The sequence below is a fragment of the Actinoplanes sp. ATCC 53533 genome, assembly GCF_003947245.1.
Genome location: NZ_QHHV01000124.1, coordinates 1 through 20,007, shown reverse-complemented (window position 1 = coordinate 20,007; position 20,007 = coordinate 1). Strand labels below are relative to the sequence as shown.

The window sequence follows — 20,007 nt, the reverse complement described above, 5'->3', positions numbered from 1 at the left end:
GGTCGCGTCGGTAGGAGGGGCGGATGACGAGCCAGCTGGTCTGCCGGCCGGAGCAGCGCCTCCCCGTGGGGGTGCTCCGAGCCAGCGGCGTGCTGGACGCCCTGACATCCGCGGCGCTCGATCACGCGGTCGGGCTGGCGCTGTCCGCGCAGCCCGAGGCGCTGCTCATCGACGTGTCCGCGCTCGCGATCAGCGACCCCACGGCGCTGGACGTCCTGGGCTCGGTGGTGTGCCGGACCGCCGAGTGGCCGGCCGTACCCATCGTGCTCTGCGGCGCCCGGCCCGCGACGGCCCGGACCCTCGCCGCCTGGCCGGACTGCGCCTCGGTGAGCACCGCGCCGACCTGCGCCGAGGCGCTGGCCCGCACCTCCGACGAGCCCGAGCCCCGGCGGATCCGGGTCCGGCTGCGGCCGGTGCCGGACGCCTGCCGGCAGGTGCGCCAGCTGGTGACCCAGGCCTGCGCCGCCTGGCACCGTGGCGAGATCGCCGGCACCGCCGCCCTGGTCGCCACCGAGCTGGTGGCCAACGTGGTCCGGCACGCGCACACGACGATGGAGTTCACCGTCGGGCTGCGCGACGGACGGGTGTCCCTGACCGTACGGGACGGCAGCCGGCTGCTGCCGCGGCCCCGGGAGCCGGGTCTCGGCGACGCCGGCGGTCGTGGCCTGCAACTGGTCCGGGAACTGACCGACGCGTGGGGGGTCCTGCCGGTCTCCGACGGTAAGGTGGTGTGGACCCATCTGACGGCGGGAGTGGCAGTGTGACTGCCCGGCACCGGGACGTGATCGCGGTCGGCGCCTCGGCCGGCGGCGTGGAGGCACTGCGTGCGCTCGTGGCGGGATTGCCGCCCGACTTCCCCGGCTCGGTCCTCATCGTCCTGCACCTGCCCCGCGATGCCACCAGCGCCCTGCCCACGATCCTGAGCCGCAGCGGCCCGCTGCCCGCGGCCGGCGCCGTCGACGGCGAGCCGGCGCGCCCCGGCCGCGTGTACGTCGCCCCCAGCGATCACCACCTGCTGCTGCTGGACAAGCGCCTGCGCCTGTCGCACGGCCCCGCCGAGAACGGGCACCGGCCGGCGATCGACCCGCTGTTCCGCTCCGTCGCCCGCGCCGCCGGTCCACGCGGCATCGGCGTGGTGCTGTCGGGCTCCCGCGACGACGGTGCCGCCGGGCTGGCCAGCATCGTGGCGCGCGGCGGGACGGCGGTGGTGCAGGATCCGGCCGACGCGCTCTATCCGTCGATGCCCCTCGCGGCGCTCACGCAGACGCCCACCGAGCACGTCGCGCCCGCCGCCAAGCTGGGCGCCCTCATCGCGGAGCTGACGGCGGCGGCCCTGCCCGCCGATTTGAGGCTGCCCGTGGACGAGTTGCTCGACACGGAGGTGGCGATCTCCGACCTCACCCCGGTCACCACCGGCGGGTCCGCCCCACCGGCCGGCTTCGGCTGCCCCGCGTGCGGCGGCGGGCTGTTCCAGATCAACGACACCACGATGCCCCGCTATCGGTGCCGGGTGGGCCACGCCTGGTCGCCGGAGAGCCTGCTGGACGAGCAGGCCATCGCCCTGGAGGGCGCGCTCTGGATGGCGCTGCGGGCGCTGGAGGAGAAATCCGAGCTGAGCCGCCGGATGGCCGCCGGCGGCACCCACCGGCGAGCCGGCACCGGCGCCCGCTTCGACACCATCGCCGCGGACGCCGACGCGGCCGGCGCGACGATCCGCCGGCTGATCGCGCGGCTCGGTTCCCTGCCGCAGCGCGACCCCGACACGGCACAGACCGGCGATCATCCGGACGAACTGCCGTCCGACGTGCGGTAGCGTCGCCGCGCGACCACGTGACGGAAGGCGAGCATGATTCCCACCGACCCGGACTTCGAGGCGCTGCTGATCTACCTCAAGGAGTCCCGGGGTTTCGACTTCACCGGTTACAAGCGGTCCAGCCTGATGCGCCGGGTCGACCGCCGCATCGGCCAGATCGGCGGCGCCGGCTACCTGGACTACCTGGATCACCTCCAGGTCCACCCGGACGAGTTCACCGCCCTGTTCAACACCATCCTGATCAACGTCACCGGCTTCTTCCGCGACCCCGACGCCTGGGAGCACCTGCGCGCTGAGATCCTCCCGCCGCTGCTGGAGTCCCGGCCGCCGGAGGTGCCGATCCGGATCTGGTCCGCCGGCTGCGCCTCGGGCGAGGAGGCCTACACGCTCGCGATTCTGCTGGCCGAGCAGCTCGGCATCAACGCGTTCCGCGACCGGGTGAAGATCTACGCCACCGACGTCGACGAGGAGCAGCTCGCCGAGGCGCGCCAGGCCGCCTACGACGAGCAGGCCCTGCGGGCGGTCCCGGCCGACCTGACGGAGAAGTACTTCGAGCGGTCCGGCGACCGGTTCACCTTCCGCAAGGACCTGCGGCGCTCGGTCATCTTCGGGCGCAACGACCTGGTGCAGGACGCGCCGATCTCCCGCATCGACCTGCTCGCCTGCCGCAACACCCTGATGTACTTCAACGCGGAGACCCAGACCAGGATTCTGTCCCGCTTCCACTTCGCCCTCGCCGACAGCGGCATCCTGCTGCTGGGCAAGGCCGAGATGCTGCTCAGCCACGGCACCATCTTCGCCCCGGTGGACCTCAAGCGGCGGATCTTCCGCCGGGTGCCCCGCGCCGCCCACCAGAACGGCGCGGTGTTCGCCGAGGCCCTGCCGACCGCCGGGCCGCCCGCCGGCCTGGATCAACTGCGCACCGAGGCGTTCGCGGCCGGCCCGGTCGCCCAGCTGACCATCACCGCCGAGGGGATGGTCGCGCTGGCCAACACCCGGCTGGAGACCCTGTTCGGGGTCTCGGCGCGCGACATCGGCCGGCCGTTCCGCGACCTGGATCTGTCCTACCGCCCGGTGGAGCTGCGCCGCTACGTCGAGCAGGCCCAGGTCGAGCGCCGCGCCCTGCGGGTCGGCGACGTCGAATATCTGCGCGCCGGCGAGGCCATCCACCTCGAGATCGAGTTCAATCCGCTGACCACCTCGGGCGGCAGCCTGCTCGGGGTCAACGTCGTCTTCCACGACGTCACCGCGGCCCGCCGGCTGCGGGACGATCTCGAGCAGGCCCACCAGCAGCTCGAGGCCGCCTACGAGGAGCTGCAGTCCACCAACGAGGAACTGGAGACGACCAACGAGGAGCTCCAGTCGACGGTGGAGGAGCTGGAGACCACCAACGAGGAGCTGCAATCCACCAACGAGGAGCTGGAGACGATGAACGAGGAGCTCCAGTCCACCAACGAGGAGCTGCAGAACATCAACGACCAGCTCCGGATCAGCACCGCCCAGCTCGACGACGCCAACACCTTCCTGGAGACCGTGCTGGCCGGGCTGCGGGCCGGTGTCGTCGTCGTCGACCACGACCTGCGGATCCGGGTGTGGAGCGGGCGCGCCGAGGAGCTCTGGGGGGTGCGCTCGCACGAGGCGGTCGGCCAGCATTTCCTCAATCTCGACATCGGACTGCCGTTCGAGCGGCTCCGCCCGCTGCTGCGGGGCGCGCTGGGCGAGCAGGGCCGCGCGGCCGAGATGGCCGTCGAGGCGGTCAACCGGCGGGGCCGGGCGATCACCGTACGGGTGGCCGCCACGCCGCTCGCCGCACAGGGCGCCGGCCCGGACCACGGCGGCGCCATCATCGTCATGGAGGCGGACGCGGCGCTGGACGCGGCGGCCGATCCCGTTTGATCGCGGACACGCCGGGTATTCGAAGCCTTCCGAGGCCAGGACGGAGGTCGGGAGTCGTGCCGGTCGGCTGCACAGTGCATGACGATGATCGCCGGCTGATCGCCGCCCTCTCCGGCGACCTCGGGCTGGGCGAGGTCGCCGACCTGCGGGTAATGCTGCTCAAGTGCCTGGCCGAGCAGCCCGAGGCGCTGCTGATCGATCTCTCCCGGATGACGTTGTCCGACCCGCTCGCGCTGGCCGTCTTCCGGGCCGTCCGGCGTCAGGCGGCCCGCTGGCCCGGCATTCCGCTGCTGCTCTGCGCCCCCGAGCCGTTCACCGGCACGCAGCTGCGCAGCGCGACCTACCGTTCCCTGCCGGTGTTCGCCACCGTCGACGCGGCCCGCGCCCAGGCCCAGCTCGAACGGCACACGCTGCCCATGCTCAGCGACGAACTGCTGCCCATCGCCGGCGCCGCCCGGCAGGCCCGCAACGTGGCGACCGACGCGTGCGTGCGCTGGGGCCTGCCCGAGCTGCTCGCCCCCGCCAGCCTGATCGCCAGCGAGTTGGTCAGCAACGTCGTCGACCACGCGCACACCATGATGACCCTGCGGGTGACCCTGCGGCCGCGCTATCTGCAGATCGCCGTCCGCGACGGCGCGGCCGGCGAGCCGGTGCCGCGCACCCTGGCGGGTGCCGGCACAGCCCGCGGCCGCGGGTTGCTGCTCGTGAAGGCGACGGCGAACTCCTGGGGCTGGCTGCCCACCCAGGACGGCAAGGTCGTCTGGGCGTCGCTGCGCTTCGCCTAACGGCCCCCGGCCAGCAACGGCTCCAGACCGGAGACCTTGAGAATGCCCGCCACGTGCGGCTGGGCCCCGGTCAGCGCCAGCTCGGCCTCCGCCACCGCGGCCGCGGACGCGGCATCGACCAGCGCCGCGACACCGGCGGCGTCCACCAGGGGTACGGCCGCCAGATCGACCACCACCCGGTCACCGCCCGCGACGGAGACGGCGTGCCGCAGGCTCATCCGCAGCCGGCCGGCCGTGTCACGGTCGACCTCGCCCTGGACCCGCACCACGAGAACGCCCTCCGCGTGCGCGACCGTGATCCGGATGCTGTGGGTCTCGGGCCCGTTGGCGCCCTCCCAGCGCGGCAGCGCGTCGCTGAGCATCGCCTCGCGCAGCCACCCCAGCGCCCGGCTGAGCAGCCGCGACACGTGCATCTGCGAGATGCCCAGCGCCTCGGCGATCTCCGCCTGGGTGCGGTTGCCGTAGAACCGCATCGCCAGCATCTGGCGCTCCCGGTCCGGCAGCCGCGACAGCAGCCCGGCCACGGTGACCTTGTCATCCACCGCCTCCAGCTCCAGGTCGGCGCCGCCGAGCTGCTCACCGAACTCGGTCGAACCGTCCGGCTCGGCCGGGGCGTTGAGCGAGGCCGGCGAGTAGCAGGCCGCGGACTCCAGCGCCTCCAGCACCACGGACTCCGGCAAGTGCAGGTGCGCGGCCAGCTCCGCGGCGGTGGGCCGGTGGGCGAGCTCGGCGGTCAGCGCCATGACGGCGTGCATGACCTCGAGGCTCAGGTCCTGCATCCGCCGGGGGACGTGCACACCCCAGGTCCGGTCGCGGAAGTGCCGCTTGATCTCACCGGAGATCGTGACGACCGCGTACGCCGTGAAGGAGCCCCGCAGCGGGTCGTACCGATCGATGGCCTTGACCAGCCCGAGCCGGGCCACCTGCTCGAGATCCTCAAAGGCCTCGCCGCGGCCGCGGTAGCGGCGGGCCACCCGGCCGGCGAACGGCAGGCAGAGCGAGACGAGCTCCTCGCGCAACTCGGCCCGCTCGGCGGCGCCGGCCCGCACGAAGCGTGCCGCGAAGTCGGTGGCGACCGGGTCGAGATCCTCGAACGTCCGCTCGCCGAACAACTGTCCACGGCCGTGACCAGGCATGGATCCCCCAGAACACGCGAACTGACGCGGCGCCGGAACGGCCCGGCGCCGTTGGTACGTACGACGTTACTGCCCGCACCGAATCGAGCTGAAACAATTTGCTGGTATCGATGGTTTGAGGCTGTTATCCGTCAGCCGTTGTGCTGTCCCCGCTCCCGCTCCGCGTTCGGGTCGGCCCACGTCGGCTGTTGTTGTTGCTGCTGCGGTCGGGGCGGCAGGCCACTGGGTGCGTCCTCGGGCCCGGCGATGCCCGGAATGGCCGGGGTGGCCGGGGCCTGGGCCGGCGGCCAGGACGCCGGTGGCGGCAGCGCGCCGGCCCGGGCGGGCAGACCCGACGGCGAGTCGGCGGCCTCTGTGGACGGCAGGGGACGGTTGAGCTGGCCCATCTGCGGTGGTTCCAGGGGTGGCCGGGTGAACGGCTGGGCCGGCTGGGCCGGCTGGGGCGGGTACGGGGCCGGCGGGGCTCCGGCTTCCGGTGGGCTGGTGTGGTGCGGGGTCGCCGGGGGCGGGGGGAACAGGCTGCCGGCCGGCGGCTGGCCTCGGTGCGCGGTGAACGGCTGGCCAGCGGGCGCGGTGAACGATTGACCGACCGGCGGCTGACCGACCGGCGGCTGGAGGGTGGGGCGCTGGGTTTCGGGGCCGCCTGCGGTCGGGTTCTGTGCGGTGGGTGGCTGCTGACCCCCGTGACCCGGGCTCGCTGTCGGCGGGAGCTGGTTCGCTGCCGGTGAGGGCTTGGCCGAGACGTCGATCGGGCGGTTGAGCTGGCCCATCTGTGGTGGTTCGAGCGGCGGCCGGGCGAACTGCCGGGACTGGATTCCTGGATCGGCTGGTCCGCCGGGGCCCGCGGTTGGGCCATCGTGGCCCGCGAACTGGTCACCCTGCTGGCTCAGGGCCGCCGCCACGTTGCTCTGCTGCTCGGGGCTCGCGACCCAACCGCCCTGCCGGCCAAGGTCGGTGGTGGCGGGGTGCTGCTGGCCGAAGTCCTCGGGCGGGCCGCTCGCCGGGCCGGTAGGCCGGGGGTCGCCGGCGACGCTCGGCGGGTTCTGGGCCGGCGCCGGCCGGTTCGGCTGGGCCGGGCGGGCGTGCTGGTCGTCGACGCCGGACCGCCAGGTCTCGTCTGCTTGTGGCACCGGGCCGGGGCGGTCGATCTGGCTCGGCTGGGCCACGGCCTGGCCCGGCTGGAATGCGCCGCCGGGCTCTCCGGTTCGGCCGGTGAGCGGGGCGCTGTCCGTTGTGCCCGCTCCTCCGCGCTGGACCGCGCCAGGGGATTGGACCGTGCCGGGCTGCCCGGCCATGCCAGGCTGCTGGGACGGGTTCGACTGGGAGGCAGGGCCGGGCTGGTGGGTGCTCTCCGGCTGCTGTGCTGTGTTCGGGATGGGTTGCTGAAATGCTGTGCCGTTCGGCGAGGGGGCGTTCTGCTGAGGTCGTGTCGCGTCCGGAACACGCGCCGACGGGGTGAAGCGAGGTGCGTCCAGCGGGCGGTTCTGCTGGGCGAACAGCGGCGGCCCGAGCAACAGCGGGTCCACGTCCGGTGCCACCTGGGGTCGCTGGGGCTCGGCAGCCGTTGCGGTGGGTCGCCCCGCGTCCGGATACCCCGAAGGCTGCTCGGACGGCCTTTCGATGTTTGCCCCCTGACGGCCCGCTTCCCAACCGGCGACATCCTGACGGGTGGCGTCCAGCCGGGTGGCATCCTGACGGGTTTCCTCCGGGCGGGCTTCCTCCGGGCGGGAATCCTCCGAGCGCACGGCATCCGGGCGGGCGGCATCCGGGCGGGCGGCATCCGGGCGGGCGGCATCCGGGCGGGCGGCATCCGGGCGGGCGGCATCCGGGCGGGCGACATCCGAGAGGGCGGCACTCAGGTCGCCGGGATGCTGGCCGTGGTCGAGCGGATGCCGAGCGGATTCCGCCTCGCCGGCGGACGGCTGTCCGAGTGAGGAATTGCCGAACGAAGGCGCAACAGAAGGTGGCTGATCAGATGAAGGTTGGGCGAACGACGGCTTGACAGGCGAAGCGGGAGCGAACGCGCCGGGACCGGGCGGCGTCAGCCCGGGCGGCGGCGAGCTGAGCGCGCCCGATCCGGACGGAGCGGAACCGAACCCAGGCGCACCGGAAACCGGCGGGCCGGACGGCGCCGAGCCAAACGCGGACGCACCGGAAACCGGCGGACCGATCGGAACCGAGCCGAACACGGGCGTACCGGAAACGGCCGGGCCGGTCGGAGCCGGGCCCGACGGTGCGAGGTCAGCCGAGGCCACATTGGACGGTGCCGGGCCCGGCGGGATGATCCCGGGCCGCCCCTCGCCGGACTGATGCGCCAAGCCGGACTGCTCGCGGGGGATATCGAGCGACGACGCCACGGTCTGCGGGCCCGCGAGGTAGGCCGGCTCCGGAAGCGACTCGGCCGGCGGCGCGAATGAAGCGGACGCGGACTCCGGCGACGTGAACTCGGGTGGCCGCTGCGAGAGGTCCGCAGCGGGAGCGGGCAGGCCGAGCGGCGATGCCGGATCCCGGTTCGGCGTGCCGCGTCCTTCCCGGGCCGCTTCGATCAAACCTGACGACTCGGCCAGGCCCGCGGCGGCCACGACCTCGGCGGCGGCGCGGCCCGCCGCGCAGGGCAGGGGTTCGCCGCAGACCGGGCAGACGGTCATGCCCGCGTGCGGTCCGAGGCCGCCTGCGTGGGTCCGCACCATCTCCCACGCCGTCCGCGCGAGCACACTGTCTGGATTCACATAGTTCGTGCCGGTCAGCGCCATGCCGTCCCACCCCCGTAGATCGCCCGCGACAGGCGTTCAGCACAAGTTCACCGTGTCCGGGACGGCGCCGTGACCGTTTCGCGCAATCGGTAGACGGACGGCGGACACGCCTGATCGCGGCGGGCGTGCTCGGCTCCGTCACGCGTCAAGGTCGCGACCGCTGGCGGCGATATGCGGGTCGGCGAGGTTCGGGCCGCGGTGGTGCCATCGTGAACCCGAAATTCACTCACTGTGCCTATCTGATAGCTCTCCGTACCATTGAGGCATCCCCATCTCCCCACCCCAGGAGATATCCCCCATGGACGACACCGAGCTCTACCGCGAGCGGATCCTCCGGCACGCCGGTCCCGTCATCACCGGCCGGTTCCTCGGCTTCCGACCGTCCTACACCCGCGAGGTCAAGGTCGGGCAGCCCTTCCTGGTCGCCGTGTTCGTCACGGCCGCGATCGCCCAGGCGATCGGCGCGCTGCTCCTCGCCGTGCTGCGCAGCGGCGGCGGGGGCGCGCGGCGCAAGTTCAAGGATCTCAAGAAGGGTCCCGAGTATCTGGTGACCCCGGTCCGGCTGCGCGACGACCTGGGACAGACCTACGAGGTGGAGATGCACGGGCAACTCCCCCAGTCGGCGCTGCACCGCGGCGACCTCGTGCAGGTGCGTACCCGGGTGCAGAAGGACCCGGATCTGGCGGTGAAGCTGGAGCAGGTGCTCAACCTGACCACGCTGCAGCCGCTGACCCCGCGGATACCGACCCTCTGGTCGCACCTCGGCCCCGGGCTGCTGCTCCAGGCCGTCGTCGGGCTGACGGTCGCCACCTTCCTCGCGGCGGCCTGGATCAGCTGAGCCCCGGGGTCTCGCGGGACCCTACAGCCGGCCCAGCGGGACGACCGCGGCCATCGCCTTGTCCCCGGCGTCGTTCGGGTGCAGGTGGTCGCCGCTGTCGAACGCGGGCCGGAGCCGCTCCGGATCGGCCGGGTCCCGGGTGGCCGCGTCGAAGTCGGCGAGGCCGTCCAGGGTGCCGTCGCCGCCGTCGCGGATCCACTCGTTCACCGCGGCCCGGGTCTTCTCCAGTTCCGGGGTCCAGGAACGCCAGCCCTTCCAGGCCATGATGGTCGCGCCGACCACCCGCAGCCCGCGGCCGTGCGCCTGCGCGGCGACCTGGGCGAGGCCGGCGATGATCTCTTCCGGGTCGTCCTGGTGCGGCTCCTGCTGGATGTCGTTGACGCCCTCGAAGACGATGACCGAGCGGGCGCCGGCGCGCTCCAGCACGTCGTAGCCGAGCCGGGTCAGCGCGCTGGGGCCGAAGGAACTGTAGATGGTGTAGTTGGGCGCGTTGCTGTCGAGCAGGATGCGGTTGCCGCTGATGCCGGAGTTGGCCACGCCGTAGTCCGGCACCGGGCTGCCGGCCAGCCGGGCCGCCAGGTAGTCGGTCCAGCGCCGGTTCGCGCCCCAGGTGGAGGTGACGCCGTCGGTGATCGAGTCGCCGAGCGCGACCACGGTGCCCGGCCCGCCCCGGACGTCGACCCCGCTGACGTAGTGCCAGACCCGGGTGGTCTCGGTGAACGCCGCGGCGGCCTCGTCGCCGGCGTGGTCGGCCGGGCCCCGGCTGAAGAACGAGTCCTGCATCGCCGACGGGTGGTAGGTGACCGTGCCGGACGGCCGCGGCGTCCACGTCGTGACCAGCAGGTCCCGGTCGGCGCCGACGCGCAGCGGCACCGGGTCGCTGACCACCTCGGCGCGCGCCGGGATGGTCACCGAGGCCCGCCCGTTGAACAGCACCTCGCGCAGGGTGCCGGCCTGGACCGTACCGTCGCTGCGGTCGATGGTGCCGTCACGGCGCCCGCCGGTGTGCGCGGAGAGTGCGACGGTGACGTGCCCCATCAGCACCGGCCGGGTGCCGAAGCGGTTGGACAGGTGCACCCGGACGGTCGCCCCGCCGATCGTGGTGTGCACGACGTTGCGGATCGTGTAGCCCGGGTAGCCCTGCTCGACGCCGGCGACCGCGGCGGCGGGCGCGGTCGCCCATGCGGTGCTCCAGCCGGGCCCGGGATGGTGCGTCGCGGCGGGCCCCTGCGCCGAGGCCGGCACCCCGAGCCCCGCCACGAGCAGCGCCGATACCGCGATGACCCGGGAGATTCCGCGCACCGTAGCCTCCTGTATTCATAGACAATCATCACAGTCTTAGGGCGCGGCATCATCGTTGTAAAGGGTGGGTAAGGCCACCGGCATGTTCGACGGTTTCTCCCTGGAGCACATCGATGTCGGTGCGGCACGGCTGCGGGTACGGCACGGCGGCAGCGGCCCGCCAATCGTCCTGCTGCACGGTCATCCCCGTACCCATGTCACCTGGCGGCACGTCGCACCGGCGCTCGCCGCGCGGCACACGGTGGTCTGCCCCGACCTGCGCGGCTACGGCCTGTCGTCGAAGCCGCCCGCCGGTGACGACTTCGCCGGTTACAGCAAACGGGCCATGGCGCTGGACATCGTGGCACTGATGGCGAAGCTCGGGCACGCACGGTTCGCCGTCGCCGGGCACGACCGGGGCTGCTACGTGGCGATGCGGCTGGCCCTGGACCATCCGGACGCCGTGAGCCACCTGGCCGTGCTCGACGGCGTACCCATCGGCGAAGCCCTGGCCCGGGCCGACGGCCGTTTCGCCGCGCTGTGGTGGCACTGGTTCTTCCTCGGCCAGACGGCGAAGCCGGCGGAAGCCCTCATCAACGCCGACCCGCACGCCTGGTACGGCCTCGGCGACGCCGTGCCGCCGGAGGAACGCGCGGCGATCTACGACCCGGCGACCGTGCACGCGATGTGCTGCGACTACCGGGCGGGCCTGCGCGCTGACCGGGCCGCCGACGACGCGGACCGGGCTGCGGGCCGGCGGATCGGCTGCCCGACGCTGTTCGCCTGGTCGACCCGCGACGACATGGTCGAGCTCTACGGGGATCCGCTGGCGATCTGGCGGGACTGGGCCGGCGACGTGCGGGGCGTGCCGATCGAGAGCGGCCATCACCTGGCCGAGGAGAACCCTCAGGCGCTCACGACTGCGTTGCTGGCTCTGCTGCGGCGGTGAGCAGGCCGCGCGAGCGGGCCCAGCGCTCGAAGGCCAGGGTCGCGAACGGCGGGATCGAGCACGCCAGGGCCACCAGCGTCACCCACCACCGCCAGCGGGCCGCCCGCGCCTGCAGGACGGTGACGGCCAGGAAGGCCATGAAGAGCCCGCCGTGGACCGGGCCCGCGATCCGCACGCCGATCTCATCGCCCACCGGCCCGTACTTGAAGAACATGCCGATCAACAATGCCGCCCAACTGCACGCCTCCGCGATCGCGACCGCGGCGAAAAGGGCAGGTATGCGGCGCACGCGGAAACCTCCGGGTTGTCCGGCGCGAACTTTCTGATGCGCCGACGGGCTGTCCACGGGATCATAGATGCTGGCAGAGGGGCGGTGCGCGGTGGGCGAAGAGGTCGACCAGAGGACATTCACCCGCGAGGACAGATCGCAGTACCGACAGAAGATCAGGCGCAGTCTCGATGTCTTCGCGGCGATGCTGCGCGAGTCGCGCTTCGACTTCGAACGGCCGCTGACCGGCATGGAGATCGAGCTCAACCTGGTCGACGACAACGCCGACCCGGCGATGCGCAACGCCGAGGTGCTCCGCGCCATCGCCGACCCGGATTTCCAGACCGAGCTCGGCCAGTTCAACGTCGAGATCAACGTGGCGCCGCGGCGGATCGCCGGCGACGAGAACGCGGACCTGGAACGCGAGCTGCGGGCCAGCCTGAACAACGCCGAGCAGCACGCCCGCGGCGCGGGTGCGCACATGGTGATGATCGGCATCCTGCCGACGCTGCGCAGGGAGCACATGACCGCCGACTCGCTGTCGGCCAACCCGCGGTACAAGCTGCTCAACGAGCAGATCTTCGCGGCCCGCGGCGAGGATCTCGACATCCGGATCGACGGCATCGACCGGCTGGCCGTCACCACCGACACCATCGCCCCCGAGGCGGCCTGCACCAGCACCCAGTTCCACCTGCAGGTCAGCCCGGACGAGTTCGCGGCGTACTGGAACGCGGCCCAGGTGATCGCGGGCGTCCAGGTGGCGCTCGGGGCGAACTCACCGCTGCTGTTCGGCCGCGAGCTGTGGCGCGAGACCCGGATCCCGCTCTTCGAGCAGGCCACCGACACCCGCTCGGAGGAGATCCGGGCCCAGGGCGTACGCCCCAGGGTGTGGTTCGGCGAGCGCTGGATCACCTCGGTCTTCGACCTGTTCGAGGAGAACGTCCGCTACTTCCCCGCGCTGCTGCCGATCTGTGACGAGCACGACCCGGAACAGATCCTGCAGAGCGGCGACACCCCGGAGCTCAGCGAGCTGCGCCTGCACAACGGCACGGTGTATCGCTGGAACCGCCCGATCTACGCGGTGGTCAAGGGCCGCCCGCACCTGCGCGTGGAAAACCGGGTGCTGCCGGCCGGGCCGACGGTCGTCGACACCGTGGCCAACGGCGCGTTCTACTACGGCCTGGTCCGGATGCTGGCCGAGGCCGAGCGTCCGATCTGGACGCAGATGAGCTTCAGCGCCGCCGAGGAGAATTTCCACTCCTGCGCCCGGCACGGCATCGCGGCGTCGGTGTTCTGGCCGGGGCTGGGCTATGTGCCGGTGTCCGAGCTGGTGCTGCGGCGGCTGCTGCCGCTCGCCCGCGAAGGACTGGACAAGTGGGGCGTGTCGGCCCGCGAGCGGGACAGGCTGCTCGGCATCATCGAGCAACGCTGCCTGACCGGCCGCAACGGCTCGACCTGGCAGGTGGAGACGCTGCACGCGCTGGAGGGCGAGGGGCTGGACAGGCAGGCCGCGCTGCACGAGATGCTGCGCCGCTACCTGCCGCCGATGCACGAGAACATCCCCGTCCACGAATGGCCGGTGTCGTGACGATCAGCGGCGCCACCGGTTGACGTATCCAAGGAGATCGATTAGACCGGAGGCATGAGGAAGCGACGTCTGGCGTTCGTCCTGGTCTCGATGCTGGCTGCCGGTGCGGTCGGCGCCGCACCCGCCGAGGCGCACGGCACCGATCCGACCGCGCCGACCAAGGGGCCCTGTGCCTACACGCCCACGCCGGACGATCCCGCCGTGCGGCCGGTGCCGCTGCCGCGCGATCCCCGGCACACCCCGGCCCGCGGCACGGTCGACGTGCTGCTGCGGACCAACCTCGGGCCGATCCCGCTGAGACTGGACCGGGCCCAGGCGCCGTGCACGGTGCAGAGCTTCGTGCACCTGACCCGGCACCGCTTCTACGACCGGACCATCTGCCATCGGCTGACGACCTACCCGACGCTGCTAGTGCTGCAGTGCGGAGACCCGAGCGGGACCGGCGAGGGCGGCCCCGGCTACCGCTACGGCGATGAACTGCCCACCGGCCTGCCGCCGGCGCCGACCGACCCGACCGGCGAGCGCAAGGTGTACGCCCGCGGCGTGCTGGCCATGGCCAACGCCGGCCCGGACACCAACGGCAGCCAGTTCTTCCTGGTCTACGGCAACTCCGCGCTGCGCCCGAACTACACGATCTTCGGCGGCGTGGCACCGGCCGGCCTGCGCACCCTGGACCGGGTCGCCGCCGGCGGTGTGACCCCGACGCCGGAGAACCCCGCGCCGCTGGACGGGCCGCCCGCCCGGCGCACCGAGATCCGCAAGGCCACGCTCGGCCGCTGAGCAGCCCCCGGCGCAGGTCACCCGCATCCGGGGGGCCCGCACCGGGGCGGTCGGCGGGCTGGTGCGCAGCAGCTCGGCCAGCACCTGATCGAGCAGCTCGGTCAGCGCCACGCCGAGCGCACCGCAGATGGCGGCCAGGATCTCGGAGGAGGCCTCCTTGCGGCCGCGCTCGATCTCCGACAGATAGGGCAGCGAGACCCCGGCGGCCTCCGCGACGTCCTGCAGCGTGCGTCCCTGCTGGTGCCGCAACCGCCGCAGCACGATGCCGATGGCCGACCGCAGCAGCGACATCGCGGCCCCTCCCGTCATGGCGAACCTCGTGGCCGAGACCCATTCTAGGCGTGGGCCGCCGATCGGGTGGGCGCCACCGAGCCGGCACCCCGTGGCGAGCCTTCGGGCTACCGTCACTGCCATGGCGCAGTTGCAGCTCCTCGTCGACGACCTGGACCGGCTGTTCGAGCTGGCCACCGCCGCACCCGACATCGCCATGAGCCGGCACGTCCCGCGGGTCTACGCCGAGGCCGGTGTCGACTGGCGGCGCTGGGCAACGCCCGAGTTCGCCACGAGGTTCAACGGGCTGATGATCCGCGGGCGCGACGAGGTCGGCCAGGTCTTCGCCGCCTGCTTCCCGTCCACGGAGATCCTCGAACAGTGGCTGGCCCTCGCCCGCCCCGGCGACCTGCTGATCACCCATCACCCGATCGACGTCCGCAACGGGCACCCGGACGGGCGCTGGGCCGAGGGCTTCGTGCCGATCGGCAGCCGGCACCTGGCCGCGATCACCGGGCGTGGGCTCAGCGTGTACGCCGTCCACGCCCCCATGGACACGTCCCTGGAGGTGGGCACGGCCGCCGCGATCGTGGAGGCGCTCGGCGGCACCGTCTGCGGGCGCTTCTGGCCGTACGGGAACGGGTTCGCCGGTCTGCTCTGCCGGGTGCCGCCGCTGTCGAGCGCGGAGCTGGTCGGCGCGGCGCGGCGGATCTTCAAGGTGGACCTCGTGGAGGTCGCCGGGCCGCAGCGGGCGGTGATCGAGCGGATCGCCGTCGTCGGCGGCATCGGCGACCGGGTCAGCGAGATGACCGCCGCCGAGGAACTCGGCGCGCAGGCCTGGCTGACCGGCGAGATCCACGTCCGGATCGAGGGCGAGTACGGCCGCCGCAAGCACGCCGACGTACGGGATTTCGCCGACCGCACGACGATGACGCTGGTCGGCGTCTCCCACGCCGCCAGCGAACAGCTCGTGCTGCGCACCCAGCTCACCCGCTGGCTCGCCGCGCGGCACGGCCTGTCCCCGCTCCTGCTCGACGAGCCGCGGTGGTGGCGCTAACCGCTCCCGGCCTGCCGGGCGATCGCGAGGTGGAGTCAGGCGGTCGCAGCCTGCCGAGCGATCGCGAGGCGGAGTCAGGCGGTCGCAGCCTGCCGAGCGATCGCGACGTGGAGTCAGGCGGTCGCAGCCGGCCGGGCGATCGCGACGGTGGATCGGGGAAAGACCCGCTTGGCGAGAATCAGCACGGCTCCGGGCCCGGCGGCCAGCAGCGCGGCAGCCTCCGCGACGCTCGGGGTGCCGGCCGCGGCGGCCACGGTCGCGGCGGGATTCGGCACCTCCACCTCGGCAAGCCGCGCGGCCTCGAACGCCAGGACCGGCCAGCCGAATCGCCCGGCCACGGCGCGGACCCCGGCCTCGGCGGCCCGCCGGTCCAGCGTGGCGAGCCCGACGATCTCGGCGGCCGCCAGACCCGCGACCCGCAGCGCGGCGTCGATCGCCGCCGCCAGCTCCGCTTCGGGTACGCCGGCCCGGGCCCCGAGGCCCAGCATCGCCCTGCCCGTCGCGGTCATTTCCGGACCGTACGCTCAGCGGCTCTCGCGCGGGTAGGGCGGGTTGTCCCGGGCGGGTCAGTCCAGCTCGGCGGTCACCAGCCAGAGCCCGGTCGGCAGGCGGTAGCCGGCGCCGGGGATCCGGAACGGGGCGAGCAGCCGCGCGGCGCCCGACCTGGCCGACGCCCGCGCCCCGGCCTCGGCGGCGCGGTAGGCGGCGCCGGCCGGACCGACCTCGATCAGCCACTCGGCGACCGCTTCCGGGGTGTCCGGGGTGTCCAGCGTGACGTCCTCCGGCTCGACCAGCACGTCGCCGAAGCCCGCGGCCGTCAGGACGCGGGTGATCCGCGCCGGGTCCGCGAAGGCGAACGGACCGGGCTCGTCGCCGAGCGGCAGCGGCGGCAGGTGCCCCACGTGCGGCGCGGCGCCGAGCACGGCGGCGGAGAGCCAGGGCACGGCACCCGCGTCCCGGAAGACCGTCGCGGCGAGCCGGCCGCCCGGGTGCAGCGACCGCGCGATCGTCGTGAGGCCCGCGACCGGATCCGCCAGCAGCATCATCGTCATCCGGGAGAACGCGGCGTCGAACGGCGCTCCCGGCACGACGCCCATGGTCTCGATGTCGCCCGTGACGAACCGCGGCCCCGGAAACCGCAGCCGGGCGGCGGCCACCATCGCCTCGGACAGGTCGACCCCCACCGCGACACCCGTGGGCCCGACCGCCGCCGCCAGCTCAGCCGTCGTGCCGCCGCAGCCGCAGCCCACGTCCAGCACCCGTTCGCCGGGCCCGACCCGCAGCCGGTCGATCGCCGCCGCGCCCAGCGGGCGGCCGAGCGCGTCCTGCCGCTCCGCGTGCCGGATCCAGCCGGGCGCGGCCCGGTCCCAGAAGTCGGCGTTGCGGGCCCGCGACTCGGCGACGCCGGCCATCAGAACGGCATCTCGGCGCCGTCGACGCTCAGCGAGCTGAACCGGGCGGCCTTGGCCGGGTCGAACCCGTCCTCCTGGGCGGCCAGGCCCGCCGCGCGGACGAGCCGCTGCGACTGGAACGTGCGGAACGCCGCCTCGTCGGCCCAGATGTTGATGATCCGCCAGCCCTGCTCGGTGGGGCCGGCGACGTGTGCCAGCAGGCCCGGCGGCCGATCCGGGCCGAGGTGCTTCTCCACCTGGCGGTATTCGGACTCACTGACTCCCGGCATCTCCTGCACCACACCGAACGGCATGAGAACGACCTTTCATTAGAGTTAAGCTCTATCCAATAGATTATTACACTGAACCGGTGAGCGGCGGCAGGACCTACACGTCAACTCGGCGACAGGAGCAGGCCCGGCAGACCCGCCGGGCCATCCTGGACGCGGCGGCCAGGTTGTTCGTCGACCCCGGATACGCGGCGACCCGGCTCACCACCGTGGCGGCCGAGGCCGGGGTGGCGGTCCAGACGCTCTATGCCGTCTTCGGCAGCAAGCGGCAACTGCTCTCGGAACTGGTCGACGTGACGATCGCCGGCGACGACGCGCCGGTGGCCCTGCCGGACCGGGCGTTCGTCGCCGAGATCCGCGCCCTTCCGGGAGCCCGGGAGCGCCTCGCCCGCTTCGCCCGGCACCTCGCCGAGACCCACCAGCGTCAGGCGCAGGTGATGCTGGCCCTGGCCGGGGCCGCCACCGCCGATGCCGACGCCGCGGCCGTCTGGCGCAAGAACCTCGAGGACCGTCAGCGCGGCATGACGATGTTCGCCGCGGACCTGGCCGGCACCGGCGAGCTGCGCGACGATCTGGAGCCGGAGCGGGTCGCCGACGTGCTCTGGCTGGCCCAGGACGTCCGCAACTACGACCGGCTGGTCCGCGAGCGCGGCTGGACGAGCGAGCAGTTCCAGCAGTGGTACGTCGACACCGTCGCCGGCGCGATCCTCACGACTTCCCCCGCGTGAGGATCTTCGGGGTTTGACGCGTCGCTATCGCTGAGACTCGTAGTGCTCCTTCATCGCGGGGTAGTAGTCGTCGAAGTTCGGCTTCGGCTGGCCATCGCGCGCGGCCACCAGCGCGTCGAGGTAGTACTCCCAGCCCGGTCCGACGTCGCCGACGTTCTCCGTGCCGGTCAGGTGCTGGGTGAATCGCAGCTCGGTCACGCCCGCGGTCTCGGCCAGCACCAGGTCCAGGTGCCAGCTGCCGTGCTCGTCCACGGAGGAGACCGCCAGCCGGCGCGGCGGCTCGCAAGCGTCGATGGTCATGTCCACCCAGGGCTCGCCCTCCTCGTTCACCATCTGGACCTTGATCTGGCGCCCCGGCGCCGCGTCGCCCTGCCACGGCCCGAACCAGCGTGCCGTGCGCGCCGGGTCCGTGAGGCTCGCCCAGACGTCGGTCAGGGGAGCGCGGAAGGTGCGGGTCAGCACGAGGTCGTCGCCGAACAGTCGGCCGGTGGGTGTCGGGCTCATGCGGTCTCCTTCTGGGATGGGTGCCGCTCGACGGTCGTTTGCCGCTCGCGGCGGGTGCGGTAGACCTCGGTCTCCAGTGCGTCCAGGCGGTGCTGCCAGCCGGAGGGGCGCATCAGCCGGCCCAGCCAGCCGGCCAGCTCGTCGAGCGGCGCGGTGGCCAGTGTGTAGACCCGCCGGCGCCCGTCGGCCACGTCGCGCACCAGGCCGGCCTCGCGCAGCACGCGCAGGTGACGGCTGATCGCCGGCCGGCTGATCACGAACCGGTCGGCGATCTGACCGGCCGAAAGGGGTTCGTCGCGCAGCATCAACAGGATCTCCCGCCGCACCGGATCGGCGATCGCACCCGCCACCTCGTCCACGCCGGAAGCGTAACCAACAGGTTACGCTTCCCGCAAGGATCGGCCCGCGCAGCACCGCCTCGTCGATCACGGCCCCGGAACATCCGGCGGAAAATTCGGCGGAACCTGTCGAGAACCGGTACCCGCCATTCGTCACCCGGACGACGTATCCCCCAACCACGAGGAGCGACGATGAGGTACGCGATGCTGATCTGCGGCGATGACCGCGAATGGACCGCGTTGTCCCCGACCGACGAGCAGGACGTGATGAAGCAGGTCTACGCGTGGTTCGAGCGGTGGCAGCCGGCCGGCAAGATCGCCGACGGCGGCGCCGAGCTGGAGCCCCGGAACAAGGCGAAGACAGTGCGCGCCGGCACGGACGGCCAGCCGGTGCTCACCGACGGGCCTTACCTGGAGCTCAAGGAGGTCATCGGCGCGATCGTCATGCTGGAGTGTGACGACATCGACGAGGCCGCGCGGATCGCGGCCACCTGGCCCCTCGCCGCCGGGATGAGCGCCGTGGAGGTCCGTCCGGTGCTGAGCCGCGAATAGCGACGCGACCGAGGTCCGGCAGCGGCAGTGGGCGGCGCTGGGACCCGCGACCTGGGCGCCGGCCTCACCGCCGGCGCCTCAGCTCACCCACCCGGCGCGACATCAATTCCCGTTCGGCCGGGTTCGCCGCCAGCTCCAGGGCCCGCTCCGCCGCTGCCAGCGCCTCGGCCGTACGGTCGAGCGTGGCCAGCAGGTCGGCCCGGGCGGCATGCCACAGGTGGTAATCGGCGAGCCGGTCCCCGAGCGCGTCGACCTCAGCCAGCGCCGGGGCCGGGCCCACCGCGAACCGCGTGGCCACCGCCCGGTTGAGCAACACCACCGGGGATGGGTCCAACGCGGACAGCCGGTCGTACAGGGCCCGCACGTCGGCCCAGTCGGTGGCCTCGGACGAGGCGGCCAGGGCGTGCAGCGCGGCGATGCCGGCCTGCAACTGGTACGGCCCGGGCCGGCCCTGACGCACCGCGTCCCGCAGCCGCACCGCCGCCTGTCCGATCGCCGCCCTGTCCCACAGCCGCCGGTCCTGCTGTTCGAGCAGCACGATGCGGCCCCACGAGTCGAACCGGGCGGCGGCGCGGGCGTGGTGCAGCTCCAGCAACGCGGCCAAACCTGCGGCCTCCGGCTCCCGGGGCAGCAGCGCGGCCAGCTGGCGGGCCAACTCGACCCCCTCGCGGGCCAGTTCGCGCCGCTGGCCGGACCGGCCGCTGGCCAGGTACCCCTCGTTGAACACCAGATAGATCACCGCGAGGACAGCCGGCAGCCGGTCGGCGTACTCATGCGGCCGGGGCACCTC

General features: G+C 73.1%; 21 protein-coding genes and 1 pseudogene. 11 read left to right on the top strand and 11 right to left on the bottom strand.

What is annotated here, in order from left to right; genetic code table 11:
- The first annotated feature begins 23 nt into the window (after positions 1 to 23).
- From DMB66_RS35285 to DMB66_RS35270, 4 genes are all read left to right on the top strand, one after another.
- Positions 24 to 764: an ATP-binding protein gene (locus tag DMB66_RS35285; protein ID WP_125808461.1), complete on the top strand. Its 741-nt coding sequence runs from the start codon at positions 24 to 26 to the stop codon at positions 762 to 764.
- Positions 761 to 1,813 (top strand): chemotaxis protein CheB, encoded by a 1,053-nt coding sequence (locus DMB66_RS35280; protein ID WP_125808460.1) that lies wholly within the window; start codon positions 761 to 763, stop codon positions 1,811 to 1,813. Before DMB66_RS35285 ends, DMB66_RS35280 begins: the two co-directional genes overlap by 4 nt.
- Positions 1,814 to 1,846: 33 nt before the next feature.
- Positions 1,847 to 3,709 carry a CheR family methyltransferase gene (locus DMB66_RS35275; RefSeq protein WP_125808459.1) on the top strand — a complete coding sequence of 621 codons (1,863 nt, stop codon included), beginning with the start codon at positions 1,847 to 1,849 and terminating at the stop codon, positions 3,707 to 3,709.
- A gap of 74 nt (positions 3,710 to 3,783) precedes the next feature.
- Positions 3,784 to 4,494, top strand: coding sequence for an ATP-binding protein (locus DMB66_RS35270; RefSeq protein WP_233625061.1), 711 nt, complete (start codon positions 3,784 to 3,786; stop codon positions 4,492 to 4,494).
- Here the strand turns inward: DMB66_RS35270 and DMB66_RS35265 are convergent.
- Complete coding sequence (locus DMB66_RS35265; RefSeq protein ID WP_125808457.1) at positions 4,491 to 5,630, bottom strand: SigB/SigF/SigG family RNA polymerase sigma factor; 1,140 nt, start codon at positions 5,628 to 5,630, stop codon at positions 4,491 to 4,493. The genes DMB66_RS35270 and DMB66_RS35265 overlap by 4 nt on opposite strands.
- Positions 5,631 to 5,761: 131 nt before the next feature.
- Positions 5,762 to 7,168, bottom strand: a complete 1,407-nt coding sequence (locus tag DMB66_RS35260; RefSeq protein WP_125808456.1) for a hypothetical protein — start codon at positions 7,166 to 7,168, stop codon at positions 5,762 to 5,764.
- 1,513 nt (positions 7,169 to 8,681) lie between these two features.
- Here DMB66_RS35260 and DMB66_RS35255 point away from each other — a divergent pair.
- Positions 8,682 to 9,221, top strand: a complete 540-nt coding sequence (locus DMB66_RS35255; protein WP_125808455.1) for a hypothetical protein — start codon at positions 8,682 to 8,684, stop codon at positions 9,219 to 9,221.
- Positions 9,222 to 9,242: 21 nt separating this feature from the next.
- Here the strand turns inward: DMB66_RS35255 and DMB66_RS35250 are convergent, their stop codons facing one another.
- Positions 9,243 to 10,523, bottom strand: coding sequence for an SGNH/GDSL hydrolase family protein (locus DMB66_RS35250; RefSeq protein ID WP_199752809.1), 1,281 nt, complete (start codon positions 10,521 to 10,523; stop codon positions 9,243 to 9,245).
- Between the two features lie 82 nt (positions 10,524 to 10,605).
- Between DMB66_RS35250 and DMB66_RS35245 the strand changes: the two genes are divergently transcribed.
- Positions 10,606 to 11,451, top strand: coding sequence for an alpha/beta fold hydrolase (locus DMB66_RS35245; RefSeq protein ID WP_125808477.1), 846 nt, complete (start codon positions 10,606 to 10,608; stop codon positions 11,449 to 11,451).
- Here DMB66_RS35245 and DMB66_RS35240 read toward each other — a convergent pair.
- Positions 11,417 to 11,740 carry a DUF3817 domain-containing protein gene (locus DMB66_RS35240; protein WP_125808454.1) on the bottom strand — a complete coding sequence of 108 codons (324 nt, stop codon included), beginning with the start codon at positions 11,738 to 11,740 and terminating at the stop codon, positions 11,417 to 11,419. The genes DMB66_RS35245 and DMB66_RS35240 overlap by 35 nt on opposite strands.
- A gap of 91 nt (positions 11,741 to 11,831) precedes the next feature.
- Between DMB66_RS35240 and DMB66_RS35235 the strand changes: the two genes are divergently transcribed.
- Positions 11,832 to 13,307: a glutamate--cysteine ligase gene (locus DMB66_RS35235; protein WP_125808476.1), complete on the top strand. Its 1,476-nt coding sequence runs from the start codon at positions 11,832 to 11,834 to the stop codon at positions 13,305 to 13,307.
- A 54-nt stretch (positions 13,308 to 13,361) separates the two neighbouring features.
- Positions 13,362 to 14,087 carry a peptidylprolyl isomerase gene (locus DMB66_RS62910; protein WP_199752808.1) on the top strand — a complete coding sequence of 242 codons (726 nt, stop codon included), beginning with the start codon at positions 13,362 to 13,364 and terminating at the stop codon, positions 14,085 to 14,087.
- 141 nt (positions 14,088 to 14,228) lie between these two features.
- Here the strand turns inward: DMB66_RS62910 and DMB66_RS62905 are convergent.
- Positions 14,229 to 14,378, bottom strand: a pseudogene (locus DMB66_RS62905) (helix-turn-helix domain-containing protein); the annotation flags it as partial.
- A 121-nt stretch (positions 14,379 to 14,499) separates the two neighbouring features.
- Between DMB66_RS62905 and DMB66_RS35225 the strand changes: the two are divergent.
- Positions 14,500 to 15,414 carry a Nif3-like dinuclear metal center hexameric protein gene (locus tag DMB66_RS35225; protein WP_158647477.1) on the top strand — a complete coding sequence of 305 codons (915 nt, stop codon included), beginning with the start codon at positions 14,500 to 14,502 and terminating at the stop codon, positions 15,412 to 15,414.
- 113 nt (positions 15,415 to 15,527) lie between these two features.
- Here the strand turns inward: DMB66_RS35225 and DMB66_RS35220 are convergent, their stop codons facing one another.
- From DMB66_RS35220 to DMB66_RS35210, 3 genes are read right to left on the bottom strand one after another with little or no spacing between them, the layout of a single operon-like run.
- Positions 15,528 to 15,923 (bottom strand): cobalamin biosynthesis protein, encoded by a 396-nt coding sequence (locus DMB66_RS35220; protein WP_199752807.1) that lies wholly within the window; start codon positions 15,921 to 15,923, stop codon positions 15,528 to 15,530.
- A 57-nt stretch (positions 15,924 to 15,980) separates the two neighbouring features.
- Positions 15,981 to 16,826: a trans-aconitate 2-methyltransferase gene (locus DMB66_RS35215; RefSeq protein WP_125808451.1), complete on the bottom strand. Its 846-nt coding sequence runs from the start codon at positions 16,824 to 16,826 to the stop codon at positions 15,981 to 15,983.
- Positions 16,826 to 17,119, bottom strand: a complete 294-nt coding sequence (locus DMB66_RS35210) for a hypothetical protein (protein ID WP_125808450.1) — start codon at positions 17,117 to 17,119, stop codon at positions 16,826 to 16,828. The genes DMB66_RS35215 and DMB66_RS35210 overlap by 1 nt, the downstream gene beginning before the upstream one ends.
- 56 nt (positions 17,120 to 17,175) lie before the next feature.
- On the opposite strand from DMB66_RS35210, the gene DMB66_RS35205 reads away from it, so the two are divergent.
- A complete protein-coding gene (locus tag DMB66_RS35205; RefSeq protein ID WP_233625060.1) occupies positions 17,176 to 17,823 on the top strand; it encodes a TetR/AcrR family transcriptional regulator in 648 nt (215 codons plus the stop codon).
- Positions 17,824 to 17,847: 24 nt separating this feature from the next.
- Here DMB66_RS35205 and DMB66_RS35200 read toward each other — a convergent pair whose 3' ends face one another.
- Together DMB66_RS35200 and DMB66_RS35195 are read right to left on the bottom strand one after the other, a co-directional pair.
- The gene (locus DMB66_RS35200) at positions 17,848 to 18,327 is read right to left on the bottom strand and encodes an SRPBCC family protein (RefSeq protein ID WP_125808448.1); all 480 of its coding nucleotides are present in this window, start codon (positions 18,325 to 18,327) and stop codon (positions 17,848 to 17,850) included.
- Positions 18,324 to 18,686, bottom strand: a complete 363-nt coding sequence (locus DMB66_RS35195; RefSeq protein ID WP_125808447.1) for a metalloregulator ArsR/SmtB family transcription factor — start codon at positions 18,684 to 18,686, stop codon at positions 18,324 to 18,326. Before DMB66_RS35195 ends, DMB66_RS35200 begins: the two co-directional genes overlap by 4 nt.
- A 171-nt stretch (positions 18,687 to 18,857) precedes the next feature.
- Between DMB66_RS35195 and DMB66_RS35190 the strand changes: the two genes are divergently transcribed.
- Positions 18,858 to 19,217: a YciI family protein gene (locus tag DMB66_RS35190; protein WP_125808446.1), complete on the top strand. Its 360-nt coding sequence runs from the start codon at positions 18,858 to 18,860 to the stop codon at positions 19,215 to 19,217.
- A 64-nt stretch (positions 19,218 to 19,281) separates the two neighbouring features.
- Here the strand turns inward: DMB66_RS35190 and DMB66_RS35185 are convergent.
- Positions 19,282 to 20,007: DUF6596 domain-containing protein (locus tag DMB66_RS35185; RefSeq protein ID WP_370319798.1), on the bottom strand; the 726-nt coding region annotated here is incomplete at its 5' end.